Here is a 17,910-nt window from a genome sequence, read left to right on the forward strand (position 1 = left end):
GCGGATGGTGCCTTTCAGCTCAGCCAGGGAAGCATCGGGTCGACCCACCCCGATGCCAGCAGGCCGGTCAGCAGGAGGACCGCGGAAGCGGCGACGGTCTCGGGCCAGCGGCGCGGCAGCACGCCACCGCGCGGGCGCAGCGCGGCCCGTACCCGGGCGCGCACCGGCCCCGCGGCCGGGTGCAGTTCGGCCACCAGGTCCCGGATCAGCGGGACGTTGATCTGGCACTGCACCAACAGGTAGAGGAGCAGCCCCCAGTTGGGCTCCCAGCCGCCCTGGACCACGGCCAGCGCGAGACCCGTGGCCGCGGCGCCGTTGGAGAGGACGAGCCAGACGAGCGAGACGGCGATCACCCGGCGGGCCATCCCGCCCGGAGTCCCCGCACTGCGCGCGCCGGTGGGCACCCAGGCGGCGCTGCGCCCCCGCAGCGTGTGTACGAACGCGGTCGCGGCGGCCACACTGGTCAGGACGTTCGCCCGGATGACCTCCACCCGCCAGCGGGTGCGGCTGATCCGCGGCAGCAGCACGTGCCACAGCCAGAGCGGGGCGAGCAGGGGCAGTACGTGCCAGGGCCGGATGTGGTCCGGGAACCAGAACATCATCACCAGCGGCGGCAACGGGGCCGCGAAGGTGTTCACCGCGGTGGTCAGATAGCCGACGATGCCTTCGTAGAAGCACAGCCGCATCCGCCAGGGCGCGCGCATCCGCCGCAGCACGGGCGTGCCGATCAGGTGGAGGTTGCCCATCGCCCACCGGTACTGCTGGTTGACGAAGGAGGTGACCCGGTCGGGCGAGGTGCCCTTGGCGACCAGCACCGGCACGTACTGGGTGCGGAACCCCTGCTCGTGCAGGGCGAGCCCGGTGTACAGGTCCTCGCTGTGGTCGAGCCGGGCGAAGCCGCCGGCCAGGTCGATCGCGCTGCGCCGGTACACGGCGTTGCTGCCGCAGCAGATGGCGGCGTCGCTCGCGTCCCGGGACGGCTGGATCCAGCGGAAGAACCATTCCTGCGCGGAGCCGGCGGCGCGCTGGATCCACCCCATGGTCTCGTCGGTGTCGAAGCACTGCGGGCTCTGCACGATGCCGACGGCCGGGTCGGCCAGGTAGGGCACGAGATGGCGCAGGAAGTCCGCCCGCGGGGCGAAGTCCGCGTCCAGGATCGCGATGAACTCGGAGCTGCTCAGGGTGAGCGCGTGGTTGAGGTTGCCGGCCTTCTTCAGGTGCCCCCGGTCGGGCCGTACGACGTACTCGTAGCCGTACGAGGCGGCCAGCGCGGCGACTTCGGGCCGGTCGGCGTCGTCCAGGATCCAGACGGTCAGCGCGCCGGGCCAGTCGACGGCCGCGACCGCGCGGTAGGCGTTGGCCAGGACGTCGAGCGGCTCGCCGCAGGTGGGCAGGTACAGATCGACGGCCGGCAGGTCGGCGGGCCGCCAGGCGTGGACGAGCACCTCGTGCGACTGCCGGGTGAGCCGGCGCTGGCGCAGGCTGTTGACGGAGGACAGGGCGAGGGCGACGAGGTTGAGCCCGAGGACGGCGAGGAACGCCCACAGGGCCGGTGTCCGCAGGGCGAAGGTGAACATGGTCGCCGCCGTGAACACGAAGGCGAGCGAGGTACTGACGAGGACCCAGCGGCGCTGCGGTCCGAAGTACCAGTAGAGCTCTTCGTCGGATGGTGGTTGCGGAAGATGATGAAAGGTCATAAAGCCCCCCACGGATGTGCATGTACCCGTTTCAGGTGGCCCATCCTAGTAGTAAAGGTATAGACCAGTTGTTGCGGGAGTATGGCACCGGAGCCAATGCGCCACGGATTGGCGCGACTTCAATGGTCCAGACCTCTTGGGTGTCCATTCGGCCGGCCGCGTCCGGCGGGTCCGGGGAGGTGCGGGTCACGTGGGGGTGAACAGTCCCGGAACTCGCCGGGGCGGCCGGGCCCTCGCCGCCGGGTGCGCGGTACCGGGGGTCAGGCGGTGGTGAAGATCCGGTCGAGGTGGTGGTGGAGCACCGCGACGGCCGACTCGGGCTTCCGCTGGCCCACCAGGATGCTGGTACCCATGGTCGCCGTCATGGCCAGCAGGCTGATCGCCTCCGTGCGCGCGTCGACGCCCGGGTCGGCCAGGCCGCTCTCCTGTGCCTGTCGGAGCAGGCCGGTGACGGCGTTCTCCGCGGCGTCGGGGTTGTCGATGAACGGCTGGGCGGCGAGGGCCTCGTCGGTCACGGACAGGATCGAGTACGAGCTGTAGAGGAGGTGGAAGGTGCGGCTCTCCTCGTCGGTGGGGAGGGAGGCCAGCAGCAGCGCCTCGATGGTCGCGCGCGGCCCGGGGTTCGGGCCGACGGCGCGCAGGCGCTCGCCCACGCGTGCGGTGAAGCGGTCGGTGAGGTGCTGGAGCCCGTAGAAGAGCAGCTTCTCCTTGGTTTCGAAGTAGTACTGCACCAGTCGCAGTGACACCCCTGCCTCCGCCGCGACGTCGCGCATGCCCACGGCGTGCAGTCCGCGCCGCCCGGCCGCCCGGATGAGTGCCTCGGCGATCTGGGCGCGCCGTTCCTCGTGGTCCACGCGCTTCGGCATGTGCCGGGCCTCCGCCTGTCGATGGTGAGTTCGCATCCGGCCGTTCCGGACCTCTTTATGGTACCGCCGTATCAGCAATATGGTACGTTCGTATCACGAAGAACGGATCTTTCCCGGAGGTGCCCCGTGCCCGAGAACACGACCCAAGTGCGCCGCGACGTCGGCCGCTATGTGAACGACGAGCTGCGCGACCGGTACTTCGCCGCGGGCGACGCGCTCTACGCGATGGGCGCACCCGCCCGCCACGAGACCGACGTCGAGACCAGCTTCGGCACCACGCACGTCTACCGCTACGGCCCCGACGACCCGGCCGCCGAGTCCCGTACTCCGGTCGTCCTGATCCACGGCGCGGGCTACTGCTCGGCCATGTGGTACCCCAACACCCCCGCACTCAGCGCCGAACGCCCCGTCTACGCGCTCGACACCCCCGGCGACGCCGGCCGCAGCATCCACCGCGAACCCATGTGGCAGCCCGAGCGCGCGGCCCAGTGGCTCGACGAGGCACTGGAGGGACTGGGCCTCGACCGCGTCCACCTCGTCGGCTCCTCCTACGGAGGCTGGCTCGTGCTCAACCAGGCGCACCGCCGGCCCGGCCGGCTCGCCTCCGTCACGCTCCTCGATCCGGGCGGCCTGGAGAAGGTGGGCCTGCGCTTCTTCGCCTGGGTCTTCGTCAGCCTCTTCGCCAGCTTCGCGCCCAAGGCGCTGCGCCCGCGCCTCGCCGCCTGGCTGGAGCAGCCGGTCATCGTCGTGCCCGAGTTGCGCAAGTGGGTCCAGCTGGGTGCCCGGGCCTTCCGGATCCGGCGCCCCGCACCCCTGCCGCTGGCCGAGGACGCGCTGCGCTCCATCCGTACCCCGCTCTACCTCGTCCTGGGCAAGCGCAGCCTGCTCGTACACCCGAAGCGCCAGCTGGAACGTGTGCCGCGGCTGATACCGGGCGCCCGCGCCGAGATCGTCGCCGCGACCGGCCACGGCCCGCAGATCGACCACCCCGACCTGGTCAACGCGCGGATGCTGAGCTTCATGGAGGACGTCGACTCCCTCGCCCCCGCCGACGCCTGAGCCCGGCCCCCCCCGGCGCCTCCGGACTCCGCGGGCAGGCCCGGAAGCGACGTGTCGATCGTCCGGATCATCGCTGTTCATCCCGGTCCGGACCCGAGCCCCCGGGTGGGCCGCACCCAGGTCACGGCCATCGCACCGGGGCACTCGCGCCTGGCGGTCGGCATGTCCGGCATGAAGCCGGCGTACTGGATCGGGGAGCAGGTGTACGCGGTGCCGGCGCCCGAGGGCTCCAGCACGGGCCGGGCCGGGGACGTCAACCGGTCCGGCCTCATGGTCGGGCAGGTGACCACCCGCGAGGGCAGCAAGGCGTTCAGCTACCGGCACGGCGATCCCGCCAAGTCGGCTACGCGCGGCGGGGGACGGGGCCCGGCAGCGCGGAGTACGCCGTGGTGTGGAACCGGCCCGACGGCCCTGCGGTGTACGCACCCTGGGCGCCCGGCGCGATCGGCGGAACGTCCGACTCGATCAGCCCGAACACCGGCGTCGTGGTCGGCCTGGCCGAGTTCACCTACGCTTCACCGCCCCCGCCGGACAGCCCGCCCGCCCGGGCGCAGTACTGGACCGGCAAGGGGCCGATGCGCGTCCCGCCCGGGCTGGGCCCGTCCCTGTTCACCGCCGCCTTCGCCGTCACGGACGACGACAGGGTCGGCGGAGCCGCGCTGGACCCGCAGAACCGGGTCCGCCCGGTGACCTGGACCTGTGCGTCCCGGCAGGCGTACGTCCTGGAGAGCCCCGGCCGTAGGGGGTGTCGGTTCGGTTCGTTCGGGGCAGGGCGGTCTCGGGCACGCCGTGGCGAGCACCCCCGTGGTTCGCCACGGCGTGTGCGAGGCCGCCCTGCGTCAGCGGGCGGGGAAGGGCGGGGCCGCCTCGGGCGTGCCCGTGGGGAGGAAGCGGGTGATGCGCTGCGGGGGGACGATCGCGGGGAGGAGGAAGTTCCACAGGTCGGTGACGCGCGTGTGGAGGTCTTCGCGGCGGGTGCGGACGTACGAGGTGACCTGGATGCCGGTGAAGGATCCGACGAGCAGGGCCGAGAGGTCCTGGACGTCGAGCGACGGGTGTATGTCGCCGCGCTGCTGAGCGGGGGTCAGGCAGCTGCGGCAGGTGTCGATCCAGGCGTCGTAGGGGGTCGGATCGGGGTGGGTGAAGGAGCCGAACTCGATGACCAGGCGGATGCCGGCGCGGATGCGGACGTCGGTGCGCAGACCGTGGGCCATCCGGTGGGTGAGGTCGATGACGGTCTGCAGGCCCGGGTCCTCCACGGCGGGGAGGTGTTCGGAGACCTGGAACTGCTCGTCCATCAGGGTGCGGGCGAGAGCTTCCTTGGACGGGAAGTGGAAGTAGAGGGCGCCCTTGGTGACTCCGGCGTGCTTGACGACGTCGCTGAGGCTGGTGCCCTCGAACCCGCCGAGATCGAACGCGGTCGCCGCGCCGTCGAGTATGGCTTGGCGGGTGATCTCGGCCCGCTCCTGTCTGGCCCTCGCCACGTTCTGCTCGTCCCCCTGGTCACTGCCCGAGCGGTGTTCGCCGCGGTGTGCCGTCAATGTAGTCGGGCAATGCGAAACGAAACCAGTCGGCAGGTACTTTTTTGCGGAGGCGGGCAGCGGTTCGGGGAGTTGTGTGGCTCTTTGCCTGATTCTTTTTCGGCGGCGAGCGCGCCTGGACATCAATGGACGTGTGCCGAAGGCGAGTTGGCCGGGAGTTCCGGGTAGTCCGGGAGTACGAGTGCGGTGGCGTCCTTCGCCGCCTTGAGCATCCAGGCGAGGATGCGGCGCCTGCCGAGCAGGGTGTTGCGCAGCCGCAGGCCCGTTTTCGACGAGGGGGCGAGGAAGCGGCCCGTCCGGTCTCCGCCCTTCTGGCGTTCCTGGGCGTAGGCGCGCAGCAGGGACTCGTAGCGGGTGAAGGCGGCCCGGTGGTCCCCGGGCGAGCGGGAGAGTTCGCCGGCCAGGACGTACGCGCCCAGGACGGCGGTGCCGGTGCCCATCCCGCCGATGGTCGCGCCGCAGGCGGCGTCACCGAGGAGGGCGATCCGGCCGGCGGACCAGACGGGGGAGTCGGCGCGGCTGATGGAGTCGAAGTAGAGGTCGTCGGCGGTGCCGAGAGAGTCGAGGAGGCGGTCCACCTTCCAGGGCAGGCCCGCGAACGCCACGCGCAGGAGGCGTTCGTGGGCCTCGGGGTCATGGCGGTCGTACGCGAGCTCGGGGGAGGCGAAGACGAGGAAGGCGCGGGCCCGGGCGGGGTCGGCGTGGTCCGCGGCGACACTGGCGAGACGCCCGGGGGCGTTGTGGCCGATGGAGCCGGTGCCCGGGCGCAGGTCCAGGCCCAGGTCCGGGTGGTTGGGCAGGCTCCAGGTGGCGGCGTAGTGGCCGAGGTGGGTGACGTGGTCGGCATCCGGGCCGAAGGCGAGCCGCCGGACGTTCGAGTGGAGGCCGTCGGCGCCGATGACGAGGCCGAAGGTGCGGGGCGGGGCGTGGCGGAAGGTGACGTCGACGCCGGTGGCCGTCTCGGTGAGGGAGGTCAGGGAGTCCCCGAAGAGGTACTCGGCGCCGCCGGCGAGCGAGGCTTCGTAGAGGATCCGGGAGAGGTCTCCGCGCAGGACCTCGATGTCGCCGCCCGCGAACTCCGCGGGCAGGTGCAGGAGTTCGCGGCCGTCCGCGTCGACGAAGGTCATCGGACTGCCGCCGGTCCGGACGCGGTGGAGCTCGTCGAGGATCCCCATCCGCCGCAGGACGCGCAGCTGGGTCCCGCCGCGGAAGTCGACGGCTTGGCCGCCCGGGCGCAGGGCGGGGGCGACCTCGACGACGGTGGGGCGCAGGCCGTGGCGGCCGAGCCGGTGGGCGAGGGCGGGGCCCGCGACGCCGGCGCCCGAGATGAGGACGGTGCGGGCAGCGAGGCGCGGGCCGCCGGTCTGGTCGGACGATGCGGACATGGAGGACTCCTGGCCTGAGATTCAACTGTGTCCGGCGGACACTGATTGGATACCGTGTACGGTAGACGCAGTTTCCGTGCGAGCGCAAGGTGTGAATGCGATGACGAGCGATCAGTGGGGGCCGGCCGTACGGCTGTTGTGGGGGCCGCCGCCCGCCGGGCCCGCGCGCGGACCCAAGCGGGGCCTCACGCTGGAGGGGATCGCCCGGGCGGGTATCGAGATCGCCGACGCGGAGGGCCTGGGCGGCGCGTCGATGCAGCGGGTGGCCGCGGAGCTGGCCGTCACCAAGATGGCCCTGTACCGGTACGTGCCCGGGAAGGCCGAACTGGTCGCGCTGATGGTGGAGGGCGCCATGCCCGCGGTGGCGCAGTCGCCGGGCGGCCCCTGGCGGGTGCGGCTCGAGGAGTGGGCGCGGGGGCTGCTGGAGGGCCTGCGGCTCCACCCGTGGCTGTTGGAGGCGACCGTCGGCGTACGGGTCATGGGCCCGCGGGAGCTGGAGTGGATGGAACAGGCGCTCGCCGCGCTCGACGGCTGCGGGCTGACCGGGGCCGAGGCGATGGACGCGGTGGTGCTGCTCGCCGGGCACGTACGCGGCATCGCGGAGCAGGAGCGGGCCGCCGGCGCCGGCGCCCGGTCCGGGGCCGCGGGGGAGGGCCCGGATGCCCAGCTCGCGGCGATGCTGGGCGAGGTGATGCGCACGCACGGGGAGCGGTTCCCCGCACTCGGCGCGGCCCTGGCCTCGGCGGCGGAACACGGCGGGCGGGACCAGGCCCTGGAGTTCGGGCTGGGTCGCATCCTGGACGGGCTCGAACTGCTGATGACCCGCCGCGCGGGCGGGAAGTGACGTCACGCACGGACCATGAGCGTGCCTCGCAAGGCCGCCACCATGGCGAAGGGGAACCGGTCGACGCCGAGACAGAGCGCTACGTCGTCGGGATGGACTCCTTGACGCACGCCCTCCGCCGGCTCGGTGGCGGCGCGCGATTGCGCGGCGCGGCGGAGGAACTCGCCTGCATCCGTCCCCCCTACGCCGGGGCCCGTTCCTTCCTCACCCTGCGAAAGGCCGCCCGCCGACCATCTCCGGGACACCGGTCCCGGTCCCGGCTCCGGCTTCCGTCTCCGGGCCTGCTTCCGGCCGGCCCTGGGCCCGGTAGCGGCCGGGTGTGGTGCCGAACTCGCGGCTGAAGGCGTGCGAGAGGGCGTACGGGCTGCCGTAGCCGACCCGTCGCGCCACCGCGGCCAGCGGCTCCTCGGACTCGCGCAGTACCGCTGCGGCCAGACTCAGCCGCCACCACGTCAGGTATGCCATCGGTGGCCGGCCCACCAGGGAGGTGAAACGCCGGGCCAGGGTGGGCCGGGACACCCCGACCCGCGCCCCAGACGCTCGTTGGTCCACGGCGCGGCCGGCTCCGCGTGCAGGGCCCGCAGCGCGCCGGCCGCCACCGCCTGCAGTCCTGGGTCCTGCGCAGTGCCGGCCGGACGATCCTGATCGACACCGGGGTCGGCAACGGCCGCGAACGCCCCCACACCCCCCATTTCCACCACTGGCAGACCGACTTCCTGGGCGCCCTGGCCGACGCCGGCGTCCACCCGGAGGACGTCGACGTCGTGGTCAACACCCACCTCCACGCCGACCACGTCGGCTGGAACACCCACGACGTGGGCGGAGAATGGGTCCCGAAGTTCCCCCACGCCCGCTACCTCATTCCCGCGGCGGACGACTTCCACTTCGGGCCGGGCAACTCCTCGGGGAAGGACCGAGGCCCGGACGACGGCCTGGTCCACGAGGACAGCATCGCGCCCATCCACCGGGCCGGACAGGCCGTGCTGTGGGACGGCGCCCACCGCATCGACGAACACCTCACCCTGGAGGCGGCTCCCGGCCATACCCCCGGCTCGTCCGTCCTGCGTCTGGACTCCCGAGGTGAGCGGGCCGTGTTCGTCGGCGATCTCGTGCACAGCCCGGTTCAGATCGTCCAGCCCTCCTGCAACAGCTGCTTCTGCCTGGACCCGGTACAGGCGGCGGCCAGCCGCCGCCGCATCCTGCAACGGGCCGCGGACGAGCGGGAACTGGTCGTCCCCGCCCACTTCGCCGGCCCGGGCGCCCTGAACATCCGTGCTACCGCCGACACCTTCGCCCCCGCTGGGCCCCTTGGTCCCCTTCCGACGACACGGCCGCCCCGCAGCACTCCTGACCCGCGCCCCCGGCAGGGCCCCATGACGCCCTAGCATGCGGGCCATGAATGATCTTGACGAGCGGTTGCGCGGGTTCCGGCTCGACGTAGGGCAGGGGGAGCTGGACGACCTTCGGGAGCGGCTGGGCCGGGTGCGGTGGCCCGACGAGCTGCCCGGGGTCGGCTGGGCGTACGGGATGCCGCTCGCCCGGATGCGGGAGCTCGTCGGCTACTGGCGCGAGGAGTACGACTGGCGGGCGGCCGAGGCCCGGCTGAACGAGTGGCCGCAGTTCACCACGGTCATCGACGGCGCACGGGTGCACTTCGCACACGTCCGCTCGCCCGAGCCGGACGCGACCCCCCTGCTGATGACCCATGGCTGGCCGGGCTCGCCCGTGGAATTCCAGCGCGTCGCGGGCCCGCTCACGGACCCCCGGGCGCACGGCGGCGACCCGGCGGACGCCTTCCACCTGGTGCTGCCGAGCATCCCCGGCTTCGGCCTCTCGGGGCCCACGACCGAGACGGGCTGGGAGTTCAAGCGGGTGGCCCGGGCCTTCGGCGTGCTGATGGACCGCCTCGGCCACCGGTCGTACGGGGTGCAGGGCGGCGACTGGGGGGCCGCGATCTCGCGCGAACTCGGGCTGATCCGGCCGGACCACGTGATCGGAGTGCACCTGAACCTGCTGCCCGGGGGCGGGGCCACCGCCGAACCCCGGCCGGAGGAACTGGCCGCGCTGGCCCCCGCCGAACAGGAGCGGACGCTGGCCTCCTGGGAGCGGTACCGGATCTGGGCGCGCGAGCGGCAGGGCTACGCCGACATCCAGGCGACCCGGCCGCAGACCCTCGCGTACGGGCTCAACGACTCGCCTGTCGGGCTGCTCGCCTGGATCGCGGAGAAGTTCACCGAGTGGAGCGACCCCGCGTGCCCGGTGGACCGGGACCAGATGCTGACCAACGTGATGCTGTACTGGCTCACCGGAACGGCCGGCAGCGCGGCCCGCATCTACTACGAACGGGCCCACGCCGCGTACGCCGGCCGGCCGCCCGAGGTGTCCCGCACCCCGACCGCACTGGCCGACTTCCCCCGGGACAACTTCATCCCGCTGCGCCACATCGCCGCGCGCACCGACACCATCGTGCGCTGGACCTCGTACGACCGGGGCGGCCACTTCCCCGCCATGGAAGTGCCCGAGCTGCTGGTGGGGGACATCCGCGCCTTCTTCCGGCAACTGCGCTGACCGGCAAGTGACCGGCAGGTGAAAACGCGTGGGCCGGGGCCCGGGCCGGATGTGATGATCGCCGGGTGATCGATGAACAGCGGACCCGGCCCGTGCTGTCGGGCGACGAGCGCGCCACCTTGACCAGCGTCCTGCAGCGGCAGCGGGACACCCTGATGATGAAGTGCACGGGGCTGAGCGACCGGCAGTTGCGCATGCGGGCGGTGGCCCCCTCCGGGCTGAGCCTGCTCGGGCTGGTGCGTCACCTCGCGGAGGTCGAGCGCGGATGGTTCCGCAACGTCCTGGCCGGGGAGGACGTACGGGGCTACTTCCCGAAGAACGAGGCGGGGGAGTGGACCGAGTTCCACGTCGAGGACGCGGACGTGGCCGGCTCGTTCCGGATCTGGGCGGAGACGTGCGAACGGTCGCGGGCGATCGTGGACGCGGCCGAGTCCCTCGACGTGACGGGGAACTTCGGCGACCAGCCGTACTCACTGCACTACATCCTGACCCACATGATCGAGGAGTACGCCCGCCACAACGGGCACGCGGACCTGCTGCGCGAGGTGATCGACGGGACGACCGGGGAGTGACCCGGGAGTGCCCCCGGAACGGCCCGGAACGACCATGAAATGACCGTGCCACGGCAGGGCCCGGCACGGACGCTGCTGGTGCCGGCGCAGCGGTCGTGGCTGAAAATGGTGGAGGCCATCGATTTCGTCAAGGCCGTGAACCCACGGCGGTCGTTCGCCCTTCACGACGCGCAGATCAACGACCGCGGTCTCAGCGGCGTCAACGGCTGGCTCGGTGAGGAGACTTCGCACGGCTACCGCTATCTGCGGCCCGGCGAGTCGCGCTGAGGCGCCGGCCCCCTTCCTGGCTCCGCCACCTGCGGAGGAGCAGGATAGTCTCCGTCGAATGGTTCGACAGGGATCCCTCTCCACACTGCGGCACAAGCCGTTCAGGTCCTTCCTCCTGGCACGTCTGATCTCGATGAGCGGCACGGCGATGGCCCCCGTGGCCCTGGCCTTCGCCGTGTTCGGATTCGACAGCAGCCCGGCGTCCCTGGCGATCGTCCTCGCCGCGAACACCGCCCCGCAGCTCGTCCTGCTCCTCGTCGGAGGAGTGATCGCGGACCGGTTCTCCCGCCGACGGGTCATCGTCATCGGCAATGTGCTGCCGGCCCTCACCCAGGGCTGCGTCGCCCTGCTCGTGGCCACGGGAACGGCTACCACCGGGCGGATCGCCCTGTTCGCGGCGCTGGCGGGCTGTGCGTCGGCACTGACCCAGCCCGCCATGAACAGCCTGCTGCCGCAGCTCGTCGATCCCGGCGAGCTGCAGCAGGCGAACGCGCTGATGCGGTTGCCCGGCAACGTCATCCGCATCCTCGCGCCGGCGGTCGGCGGCGCCCTCGTCGCCCTCATCGGCCCCGAACCGACCCTGGTCTGGGACGCCGCCAGTTTCGCGGTCGCGGCCCTCCTGTGCAGCCGTCTCGACGTGTCCGGACCCGCCAAGACGACGGCTTCAGTCTTCCGCGACTTCAAGGATGGCTGGAAAGAGTTCTCCCGTCTCTCCTGGATCTGGTCCTACACGCTGTCCGGCACCGTGGTCGTCGCCCTCTGGCTCGGCGGATATCAGCTCCTCGGCCCGGTGATGGCCCAGAACAGTCATCTGGGTGCTCCTTCATGGGGAATCGTCCAGGGGGCATTCGCGGCGGGCCTGCTCCTGGGGGGAATCGTGTCGCTCAGATGGAAGCCGTCCAGGATCATGGTCGTGTGCGTATGCGCCAACCTGCCTCTCGCGCTGCCCTTCCTCGCACTCGCCTGGGGCGCGCCGCTCGCCGTGCTGGCGGGGGCGGCCGTCATGGCGGGCATCGGTCTCGACATCGCGATCGTGTGCTGGAACACCGCCGTGCAGGAACAGCTCCCGTCCGAAGTGCTCGGGCGGGTCAGCTCCTTCAGCTCGGCCGGTGAGCTCATGTCCGTGCCGCTGGGCTACCTGGTCGTGGGCGCCGCGGCGACTTCGCTCGGTACGGAGTCCGTCCTCGTCTGGAGTGCCGTACTGATGACCTCGGCGAGCCTGGTGCTGCTGCTCGCCCCGAGCGTGTGGGCGGTACGCAGGCTGCCCGCGGACCCGGGTCCGGCCGCCGGGGCGGCGGGAGACCAGGACCTGAGGGGCCGGACCGGCCGGGCGCCCGATCAGGTGGCGCGCCCGTAGCGGACCGCTGTGCTCCAGATCCGTTCCAGGCGTACCCGGGTGCCGGGGCGTGGAGCATGCCAGATGCGGTCGTCGCCGGCGTAGATGCCCACGTGGGTCATGGTCGCGCCACTGGGGAAGAAGACCAGGTCCCCGGCCGTGCGATCGGCCTCGGGGATGTGAAGGGTGTGCTCGTACTGCTGCTCGGCGGTGCGTGGAAGCCGTTTGCCCGCCTTCTTGAAGGCGTAGAGGGTGAGGCCCGAGCAGTCGAAGCGTTTGGGACCCGTGGCGCCGTAGGCATACGGCGAGCCCTGTTTGGAGGCGGCCACCGCGACGGCTCTGGCGCCATACGTGGCGGTGGCGTGAGCCGGGGCCGCGGGGCCGGTGGTTACGGCGGCCGTCAGGAGCAGCAGCGAAAGAACGGCTCGGGCTCTGGGACAACAACACGTGGGGAGAAGGCCCTTGGGGGCCTTTCGGAAGTCGGTCCTGAAGCAGGACATCGTGACACCTCCGTAATCGGTTGACAGGTAACAGTCAGATCAGTGATCGGGGTCCTGTTCTCGGTCGATGCGTCATGGTTCTGACGGCGGACCAGTTTTCTCCGACGGGATCCGCCGATCAGCGCGGGACACAGTTTGATTTGTCTCGATTTTGCATTCGATTCGAGATCATAGATCTGAATGATTGCCATATGGGCGCGCCCGACACAGCCCCGTCCTCCCGAAGCTACGGCGAAGTGACAAGTAGCCGATCGAGGAACTGGGCCGCGCCGTGCGCGTGCGTACGGCGTTCAGCTGCGACTATCTCGCCGACGCGGAGCTGCGGCGCGAGATTAACGACGGGCTCCAGGCCGTGGAGAACTGGAACTCCGCCAACCACGACCTGTTCTACGGCAAGGACGGAGATCTGACCGGCTCCGACAAGGAGTCCCAGGAGGTCTCCATGCTCGCCCTGCACCTGCTCCAGTCCGCGCTGGTGCACGTCAACACCCTGCTGCTTCAGGACATCCTGAGCGAGGAGAAGTGGCAGAAGCGGCTCACCGACGCCGACCGACGGTCCCTGTCCCCACTGTTCTGGACCCACGTGAACCCCGACGGCCGATTTGAACTGGACATGCACAGCCACCTTGCCCTGGGCCTCGCGACTGCGTCGGCCACCGTGCCTGGCCCGTGCACTTTCCCGACGGTCGCTGCCGTTCCTCAAGGCTGAGCTCAACTCTGTCGGGGATCCTGGGATTCGGCTGCACGCCATCGCGGTGGTGCGCCATTCTCGTGGATCGCCGACTGGTACCCGCGGGATGGCCGCCCCGGGCCCCGGGCTGCTTGCCGGAGGTGGCCATCACGGCACCGCAGGAAGAAGCCCGGCGCGTACTCCCCCCAGCGGGTAGTAGGTGGTGTTCTCGGCCTTCGCATACCGCTGCACCGTCGCCAGCGCCTCGATCATCGGCCGGTATCGAGTTGTTCGACTGGGTGTCGGGCAAGGAGATCCGAGGTTGTCCAAAAAGTCGCTTTTCTCCACCGTGCGGCCCTGGCAAGTTAATCGGATCATGCGAGAGCTCTCGCAAAGATCTGCAGGAGGAGTGACTGTGCCTGACAGCCCCTCTGTCGGCGGAGGCCCCGGGCGTGGTGATCTGGCCCGGCTCTTCGGGCGGCGGTTCGCCCTCGTCGGCATGATCCATCTACTGCCGCTCCCTGGCTCGCCGCGGTTCACGCCGGGGCGCGGGATGGCGGCAGTGATCCGGCAGGCGACGGACGAAGCCCGGGTGCTCGTCGACGCCGGGTTCGACGGGCTCGTCATCGAGAACTCCTGGGACATCCCCTTCCTCAAGCCCGACGACATCGGCCCCGAGACGCCGGCAGCAATGGCGGTCGTCGCGTCCGAGGTGGCGCGTACAGTCCGGGTACCGCTCGGGATCAACTGCCTGGCGAATGCCGTCGACTGCTCGCTCGCCGTCGCTGCTGGCGCGGGAGCCAGGTTCGTCCGCTCCAATCAGTGGGTCAACGCGTACGTGGCCAACGAGGGCCTCATCGAAGGGCGGGCCGGCCGCATGGTGCGCTACCGGCGTGCAATCGGTGCCGACCACGTCACTGTCTGGGCCGACGTCCAGGTCAAGCTCGGGTCGCACGCGATCACAGCGGACCGCTCGCTGGCCGAGCAGGCAAAAGACGCCGCCTGGTTCGACGCCGACGCCCTCATCGTCACTGGCACCCGGCTCGGCGACGCGCCCCGAACGGACCATCTGCGAACGATCCGCGCGGCTACGGACCTGCCGGTCATCGCCGGATCTGGTGTGCGGATCGACAACCTGGCCGACATCTTCGCGTACACCGACGGTGCCATCGTCGGCAGCTCGCTCAAGATCGGCAGTGTCTGGCACGGCCGCGTCGACCGGGACGCCTGCGAGCGGGTGTGCGCCGCGCGAGACGTTTTGGAGAAAGAGGCGGAAGAATCCGCGGCGGTGGCCAACTGGGATGACCCGTCGCCGACGATCGATGGGGGTGCCCCGAGGTAAACAGAAGGTTCGCTCTCCGTTGCTGGTGTCGTTGCACGTTTCATATATCGACGCGTTGTGCGGGGTCCATTCATAGCTGCGCACTACGACGGAGTCAAAGATGGATCGACCGGAGTATTGAGGAGCCAGTATGAGGTTATCCCGGTACGCCCCAGCGGCAGCAGTTGGTGTCGCTTCTCTCGCCTTCGCCGGGAGAGTGACGCGCACGGTTCTCGACCGTATGTACTACGAGAGGCAGGGCGTCGCGTTCAGCAGGACCTACCCGTTCATCGGTTCCGAGGCGGACGTCTCCGGTCTGATCAACCGGAACAAGACGCGGGACTACTTGTACCTGGACCACCCAGCCACGGATTTCGTCGGAAGCATCCGCGGATTCGACATCCAGCTCTATGCCGTGAACAAGCAGACGACGGAAATCCTCGTCAGCCCGTCCGTCACCGGAAAGTACATCGACCGGGACACGCCGGCTCTCTATTCGTTCGGACAGCTCTCGCCTTCGGCGATGACGTTCCAGAAGATCACCACGGAACATTTCGGGGACCGTAAGCGCAATCTCGGAAAGGGATTCGACCAGGCCAGGATATTCGCGATATCCCGTCGGCGGGCAGCCGAGTTATGCAGCTCGTTCATCGATGACGGCGCCCCTCTCGACATGAAGCGCATCGCCGGTGATTACACCCGCGACGTCATGGGGGAGTTCGTCTGGGGCGAGGACGCCATGGGTCTGACAGTGCCTTTCGAGGACCGCGACGGCACCGTGTCGGACGTCCCCTTCATGTTCGCGTTGAACGAGACCTTCACGGGACTGAGGTTCTACTCCAACCGCTTCTGGAACCGGGTCTACTTCCCGATGGCGACCTGGCCCGTCACCCGGGAAGCGCGACGTTTGCAGCACAACATCAAGCACCTGCAGCACCACCTGGCCGGCGTGCTCCAGGGAACCCCCGGACCCGGTACGGTGTGGGAGCAGGTCGCCGCGGGCAACGAGAAACTCGGCATCCCCACCGAGATCACCCGGGACGACCTTCTGACAGCCTCCATCGCCGGTCTGGACACCGTGCAGAACACTATCCTGGCGACCCTGTGGTACGTGCTGTTCCCGGGGAACGAGAAGTGGCGGGAGGCGATCGCGGCCGGTACCGGAGAGCACAAGGACGAGCTGGTCGAGGCGTGCGTCAGCGAGACGCTGCGCCTGAGCCCCCCTGGCTCGGTCATCAACAATAAGGTCGTCAAGGACTTCGACGTGGATGTCGAGGGGCGCACGTACTTGCTGAAGGCGGGCACCCGCGTAATGCCCAACATCCATGCGCTGCACGCAGAGTACGGCGGCGCCTTCGAGCCCGAGCGGTTCCTGCAGAAGGAGAAGGGGGCCGAGCCTTATGTGATGCCGTTCGGCAAGGGACGACGCAGCTGCCCCGGCCGCAATCTCGGCATGGTGATGGCGAAGAACTTCGTCGGGCAGTTCATCACCTCCTACCCTGGCGCCCGGATCACCAACACCGCCGACAAGGACGTCCACTTCAACAATCTTTCGCACTCCCAGCTCCTGATCGCAACCGGTCCCGGCGGCGCGGCGGAGGGCGTCGCGACTGCGGGCTCATGTCCGTTCCTGCCGTCCTGACCGTGGCGCTTTGCGAACCGAGGAGATCCGCATGACGCAGGAGAGCGGGCACGCCTGGCTGCCCGCGGTAGCAGTGTCCCGATGCGCCGGCTCGGACGGCGGTGACGGGAACGGCCCCGGGTACGACCGGCCCACGCTCACGGCGAACGAAGTGGGGAGCCTGGCCGAGTTCAGTGCGGACGGGATCCAGTTCGGGTTCTCGGTCTTCGAAGGGATGCGCGCCTATCTCGCGGATCCCGCCTTCCTGGTCTTCAGGGCCCGGGACCACCACGAGAGACTCAAGACCTCGTGCGCGGCGCTCGCGCTGCCCTGCCCGGCGTACGACGTGTTCGTCGAGGCGATCGAGAGCGCAGTGCGCGCCAACTGGGACGCCGGCGCGTCGCGCCGCCTGTACGTCAGACCCGTCGTGTTCGCGGCAGGCGGCGACATCATGCCGCAGAGGAACGCCACGTATGTCTTCGCGGTCCTCGTCAAAAGGTTCGACCCGGTCGTGGACGCCGAGGGCATCGGCATCCTTGTCGAGGGCGGCACGCCGCGCACGCACCCGATGTTCGCGAGCGTGAAGACCGCCGCCAACTACACGAGTTCGGCACTGGCCATGCGGGACGCGCAGGCCGCGGGATACGACACCGTGCTGTGGCTCGACAGGGACGGCCACCTCCAGGAATGCACGACCATGAACGTCTTCCTGTGGCTGGACGGGCGGTTCGTCACTCCGAAGCTCGGCTCCATCCTGCCCGGCATCACCCGCAGGACCGTCATGGACCTGCTGGCCAGAACAGGTGAGCCGGTTCTCGAACGGGACATTCACATCACCGAGGTGGCCGACGCGCTCGCACGAGCGGCAGACCTGAGCGTGTTCACCACGTCGACCGCGCTCGGCGTCCAGAAGGTGGCACGCCTGCGCCTGGGTTCCGCAGACCACGTGCTTGACAGGAAGGCGCCGAGTGCGTGGAGCCAGGTGGAGGAGCAGTACGTGCTGGTCACGGAACGGTTCACCGAAGCGGACGACTCCTACGCGGCGATCACGTCGCGTTCTCAGATTGGATCGAAGTGATAGTTCTTCTGGCGCAGGGACCGTTGCACACGCGGTTCGGCGACTTCACGGAGTACTTGTTCTACGACGGCCAGAGCGAGTCGATCGCCATCGTCAAGGGGGAGATCGCCGGCGAGGAGGACGTCCTGTGCCGGGTCCACTCGCACTGCACCACCGCGCACGTCTTCAACGGCATCGAGTGCGACTGCCGTGAGCAGATGGCCATGGCGCAGGAGAAGATCGACGAGGTGGGGAGCGGACTGGTCATCTGGCTGGACCAGGACGGCAAGGGCAACGGCCGCATGGCCGAGTTGCTCACGGCCCGTCTCCGTGAGGAGGGGGTAGCGCAGACCGAGGCCTACGCTCAGCTCGGGTTCCAGCGCGACGCGCGGTCGTTCGACCGGGCGGCGGACATCCTGGGGTTCTTCGGCGTGGGCTCGGTGACGCTGCTGTCCAACAACCCGGAGAAGGCGAGCGGGCTGACCGACCGGGGCATCGCGATCTCCGGCACGGTGAACCTGACCGTTGTCCCGGACAACCCCCTTCTGCACAAAACGTACCGGGACAAGGTCCGGTACCAGAACCACTCCATCGGGCTCTGAGAGG

General features: G+C 70.0%; 19 protein-coding genes and 2 pseudogenes. 12 read left to right on the top strand and 9 right to left on the bottom strand.

Translation table 11 applies throughout. From position 1 onward, the window contains the following. Positions 1–14: 14 nt before the first annotated feature. On the bottom strand, positions 15–1,697 hold the full coding sequence (locus tag ACZ573_RS19125; protein WP_471305342.1) for a glycosyltransferase family 2 protein: 1,683 nt from the start codon (positions 1,695–1,697) through the stop codon (positions 15–17). 260 nt (positions 1,698–1,957) lie between these two features. After that, complete coding sequence (locus tag ACZ573_RS19130) at positions 1,958–2,563, bottom strand: TetR/AcrR family transcriptional regulator (RefSeq protein ID WP_471305344.1); 606 nt, start codon at positions 2,561–2,563, stop codon at positions 1,958–1,960. Positions 2,564–2,689: 126 nt separating this feature from the next. Here ACZ573_RS19130 and ACZ573_RS19135 point away from each other — a divergent pair, with 126 nt between their 5' ends. Further along, positions 2,690–3,622, top strand: a complete 933-nt coding sequence (locus tag ACZ573_RS19135) for an alpha/beta fold hydrolase (protein ID WP_471305347.1) — start codon at positions 2,690–2,692, stop codon at positions 3,620–3,622. A gap of 77 nt (positions 3,623–3,699) precedes the next feature. Here the strand turns inward: ACZ573_RS19135 and ACZ573_RS19140 are convergent, their stop codons facing one another. From ACZ573_RS19140 to ACZ573_RS19155, 4 genes are all read right to left on the bottom strand, one after another. Continuing rightward, positions 3,700–3,879, bottom strand: coding sequence for a hypothetical protein (locus ACZ573_RS19140; protein ID WP_471305349.1), 180 nt, complete (start codon positions 3,877–3,879; stop codon positions 3,700–3,702). 86 nt (positions 3,880–3,965) lie between these two features. Beyond that, positions 3,966–4,130, bottom strand: a complete 165-nt coding sequence (locus ACZ573_RS19145) for a hypothetical protein (RefSeq protein WP_471305351.1) — start codon at positions 4,128–4,130, stop codon at positions 3,966–3,968. Between the two features lie 331 nt (positions 4,131–4,461). Beyond that, positions 4,462–5,106 (bottom strand): ScbR family autoregulator-binding transcription factor, encoded by a 645-nt coding sequence (locus ACZ573_RS19150; RefSeq protein WP_471305354.1) that lies wholly within the window; start codon positions 5,104–5,106, stop codon positions 4,462–4,464. 179 nt (positions 5,107–5,285) lie between these two features. Next, positions 5,286–6,548 carry an FAD-dependent monooxygenase gene (locus ACZ573_RS19155; RefSeq protein WP_471305357.1) on the bottom strand — a complete coding sequence of 421 codons (1,263 nt, stop codon included), beginning with the start codon at positions 6,546–6,548 and terminating at the stop codon, positions 5,286–5,288. Between the two features lie 100 nt (positions 6,549–6,648). Here ACZ573_RS19155 and ACZ573_RS19160 point away from each other — a divergent pair, with 100 nt between their 5' ends. Continuing rightward, complete coding sequence (locus ACZ573_RS19160) at positions 6,649–7,392, top strand: TetR/AcrR family transcriptional regulator (protein WP_471305360.1); 744 nt, start codon at positions 6,649–6,651, stop codon at positions 7,390–7,392. 2 nt (positions 7,393–7,394) lie between these two features. On the opposite strand, the pseudogene ACZ573_RS19165 reads toward ACZ573_RS19160, so the two are convergent. Further along, positions 7,395–7,571: pseudogene (locus ACZ573_RS19165) on the bottom strand (2-phosphosulfolactate phosphatase); the annotation flags it as partial. Between the two features lie 25 nt (positions 7,572–7,596). Then, positions 7,597–7,991 (bottom strand): annotated as a pseudogene (locus ACZ573_RS19170) (helix-turn-helix transcriptional regulator); the annotation flags it as partial. Between ACZ573_RS19170 and ACZ573_RS19175 the strand changes: the two are divergent. From ACZ573_RS19175 to ACZ573_RS19195, 5 genes are all read left to right on the top strand, one after another. Next, positions 7,962–8,777: an MBL fold metallo-hydrolase gene (locus ACZ573_RS19175; protein WP_471305362.1), complete on the top strand. Its 816-nt coding sequence runs from the start codon at positions 7,962–7,964 to the stop codon at positions 8,775–8,777. The pseudogene ACZ573_RS19170 and the gene ACZ573_RS19175 sit on opposite strands and share 30 nt — an antisense overlap. Before the next feature lie 10 nt (positions 8,778–8,787). Then, positions 8,788–9,960: an epoxide hydrolase family protein gene (locus tag ACZ573_RS19180; protein ID WP_471305364.1), complete on the top strand. Its 1,173-nt coding sequence runs from the start codon at positions 8,788–8,790 to the stop codon at positions 9,958–9,960. Between the two features lie 65 nt (positions 9,961–10,025). Then, on the top strand, positions 10,026–10,532 hold the full coding sequence (locus ACZ573_RS19185; RefSeq protein WP_471305368.1) for a DinB family protein: 507 nt from the start codon (positions 10,026–10,028) through the stop codon (positions 10,530–10,532). Between the two features lie 39 nt (positions 10,533–10,571). Continuing rightward, entirely contained in the window at positions 10,572–10,799 is a 228-nt protein-coding gene (locus ACZ573_RS19190; protein WP_471305371.1) for a hypothetical protein, read from the top strand. A gap of 58 nt (positions 10,800–10,857) precedes the next feature. After that, entirely contained in the window at positions 10,858–12,156 is a 1,299-nt protein-coding gene (locus ACZ573_RS19195; protein WP_471305373.1) for an MFS transporter, read from the top strand. Here the strand turns inward: ACZ573_RS19195 and ACZ573_RS19200 are convergent. Continuing rightward, positions 12,138–12,635 (bottom strand): C40 family peptidase, encoded by a 498-nt coding sequence (locus ACZ573_RS19200; RefSeq protein ID WP_471305377.1) that lies wholly within the window; start codon positions 12,633–12,635, stop codon positions 12,138–12,140. The two genes, ACZ573_RS19195 and ACZ573_RS19200, sit on opposite strands and share 19 nt — an antisense overlap. A 259-nt stretch (positions 12,636–12,894) precedes the next feature. Between ACZ573_RS19200 and ACZ573_RS19205 the strand changes: the two genes are divergently transcribed. The 5 genes from ACZ573_RS19205 to ACZ573_RS19225 all read left to right on the top strand — a co-directional run bounded on the left by ACZ573_RS19205 (position 12,895) and on the right by ACZ573_RS19225 (position 17,906). Beyond that, positions 12,895–13,344, top strand: a complete 450-nt coding sequence (locus tag ACZ573_RS19205; protein WP_471305751.1) for a Tn3 family transposase — start codon at positions 12,895–12,897, stop codon at positions 13,342–13,344. A gap of 376 nt (positions 13,345–13,720) precedes the next feature. Next, positions 13,721–14,647: a BtpA/SgcQ family protein gene (locus ACZ573_RS19210; protein WP_471305379.1), complete on the top strand. Its 927-nt coding sequence runs from the start codon at positions 13,721–13,723 to the stop codon at positions 14,645–14,647. A gap of 220 nt (positions 14,648–14,867) precedes the next feature. Then, positions 14,868–16,268, top strand: a complete 1,401-nt coding sequence (locus ACZ573_RS19215) for a cytochrome P450 (RefSeq protein WP_471305381.1) — start codon at positions 14,868–14,870, stop codon at positions 16,266–16,268. A 31-nt stretch (positions 16,269–16,299) separates the two neighbouring features. Then, entirely contained in the window at positions 16,300–17,325 is a 1,026-nt protein-coding gene (locus ACZ573_RS19220; RefSeq protein ID WP_471305384.1) for an aminotransferase class IV, read from the top strand. Continuing rightward, complete coding sequence (locus ACZ573_RS19225; protein WP_471305386.1) at positions 17,322–17,906, top strand: GTP cyclohydrolase II; 585 nt, start codon at positions 17,322–17,324, stop codon at positions 17,904–17,906. Before ACZ573_RS19220 ends, ACZ573_RS19225 begins: the two co-directional genes overlap by 4 nt. The last annotated feature ends 4 nt before the right edge of the window (positions 17,907–17,910 follow it).

It is taken from the genome of Streptomyces sp. NPDC040545 (assembly GCF_055595065.1).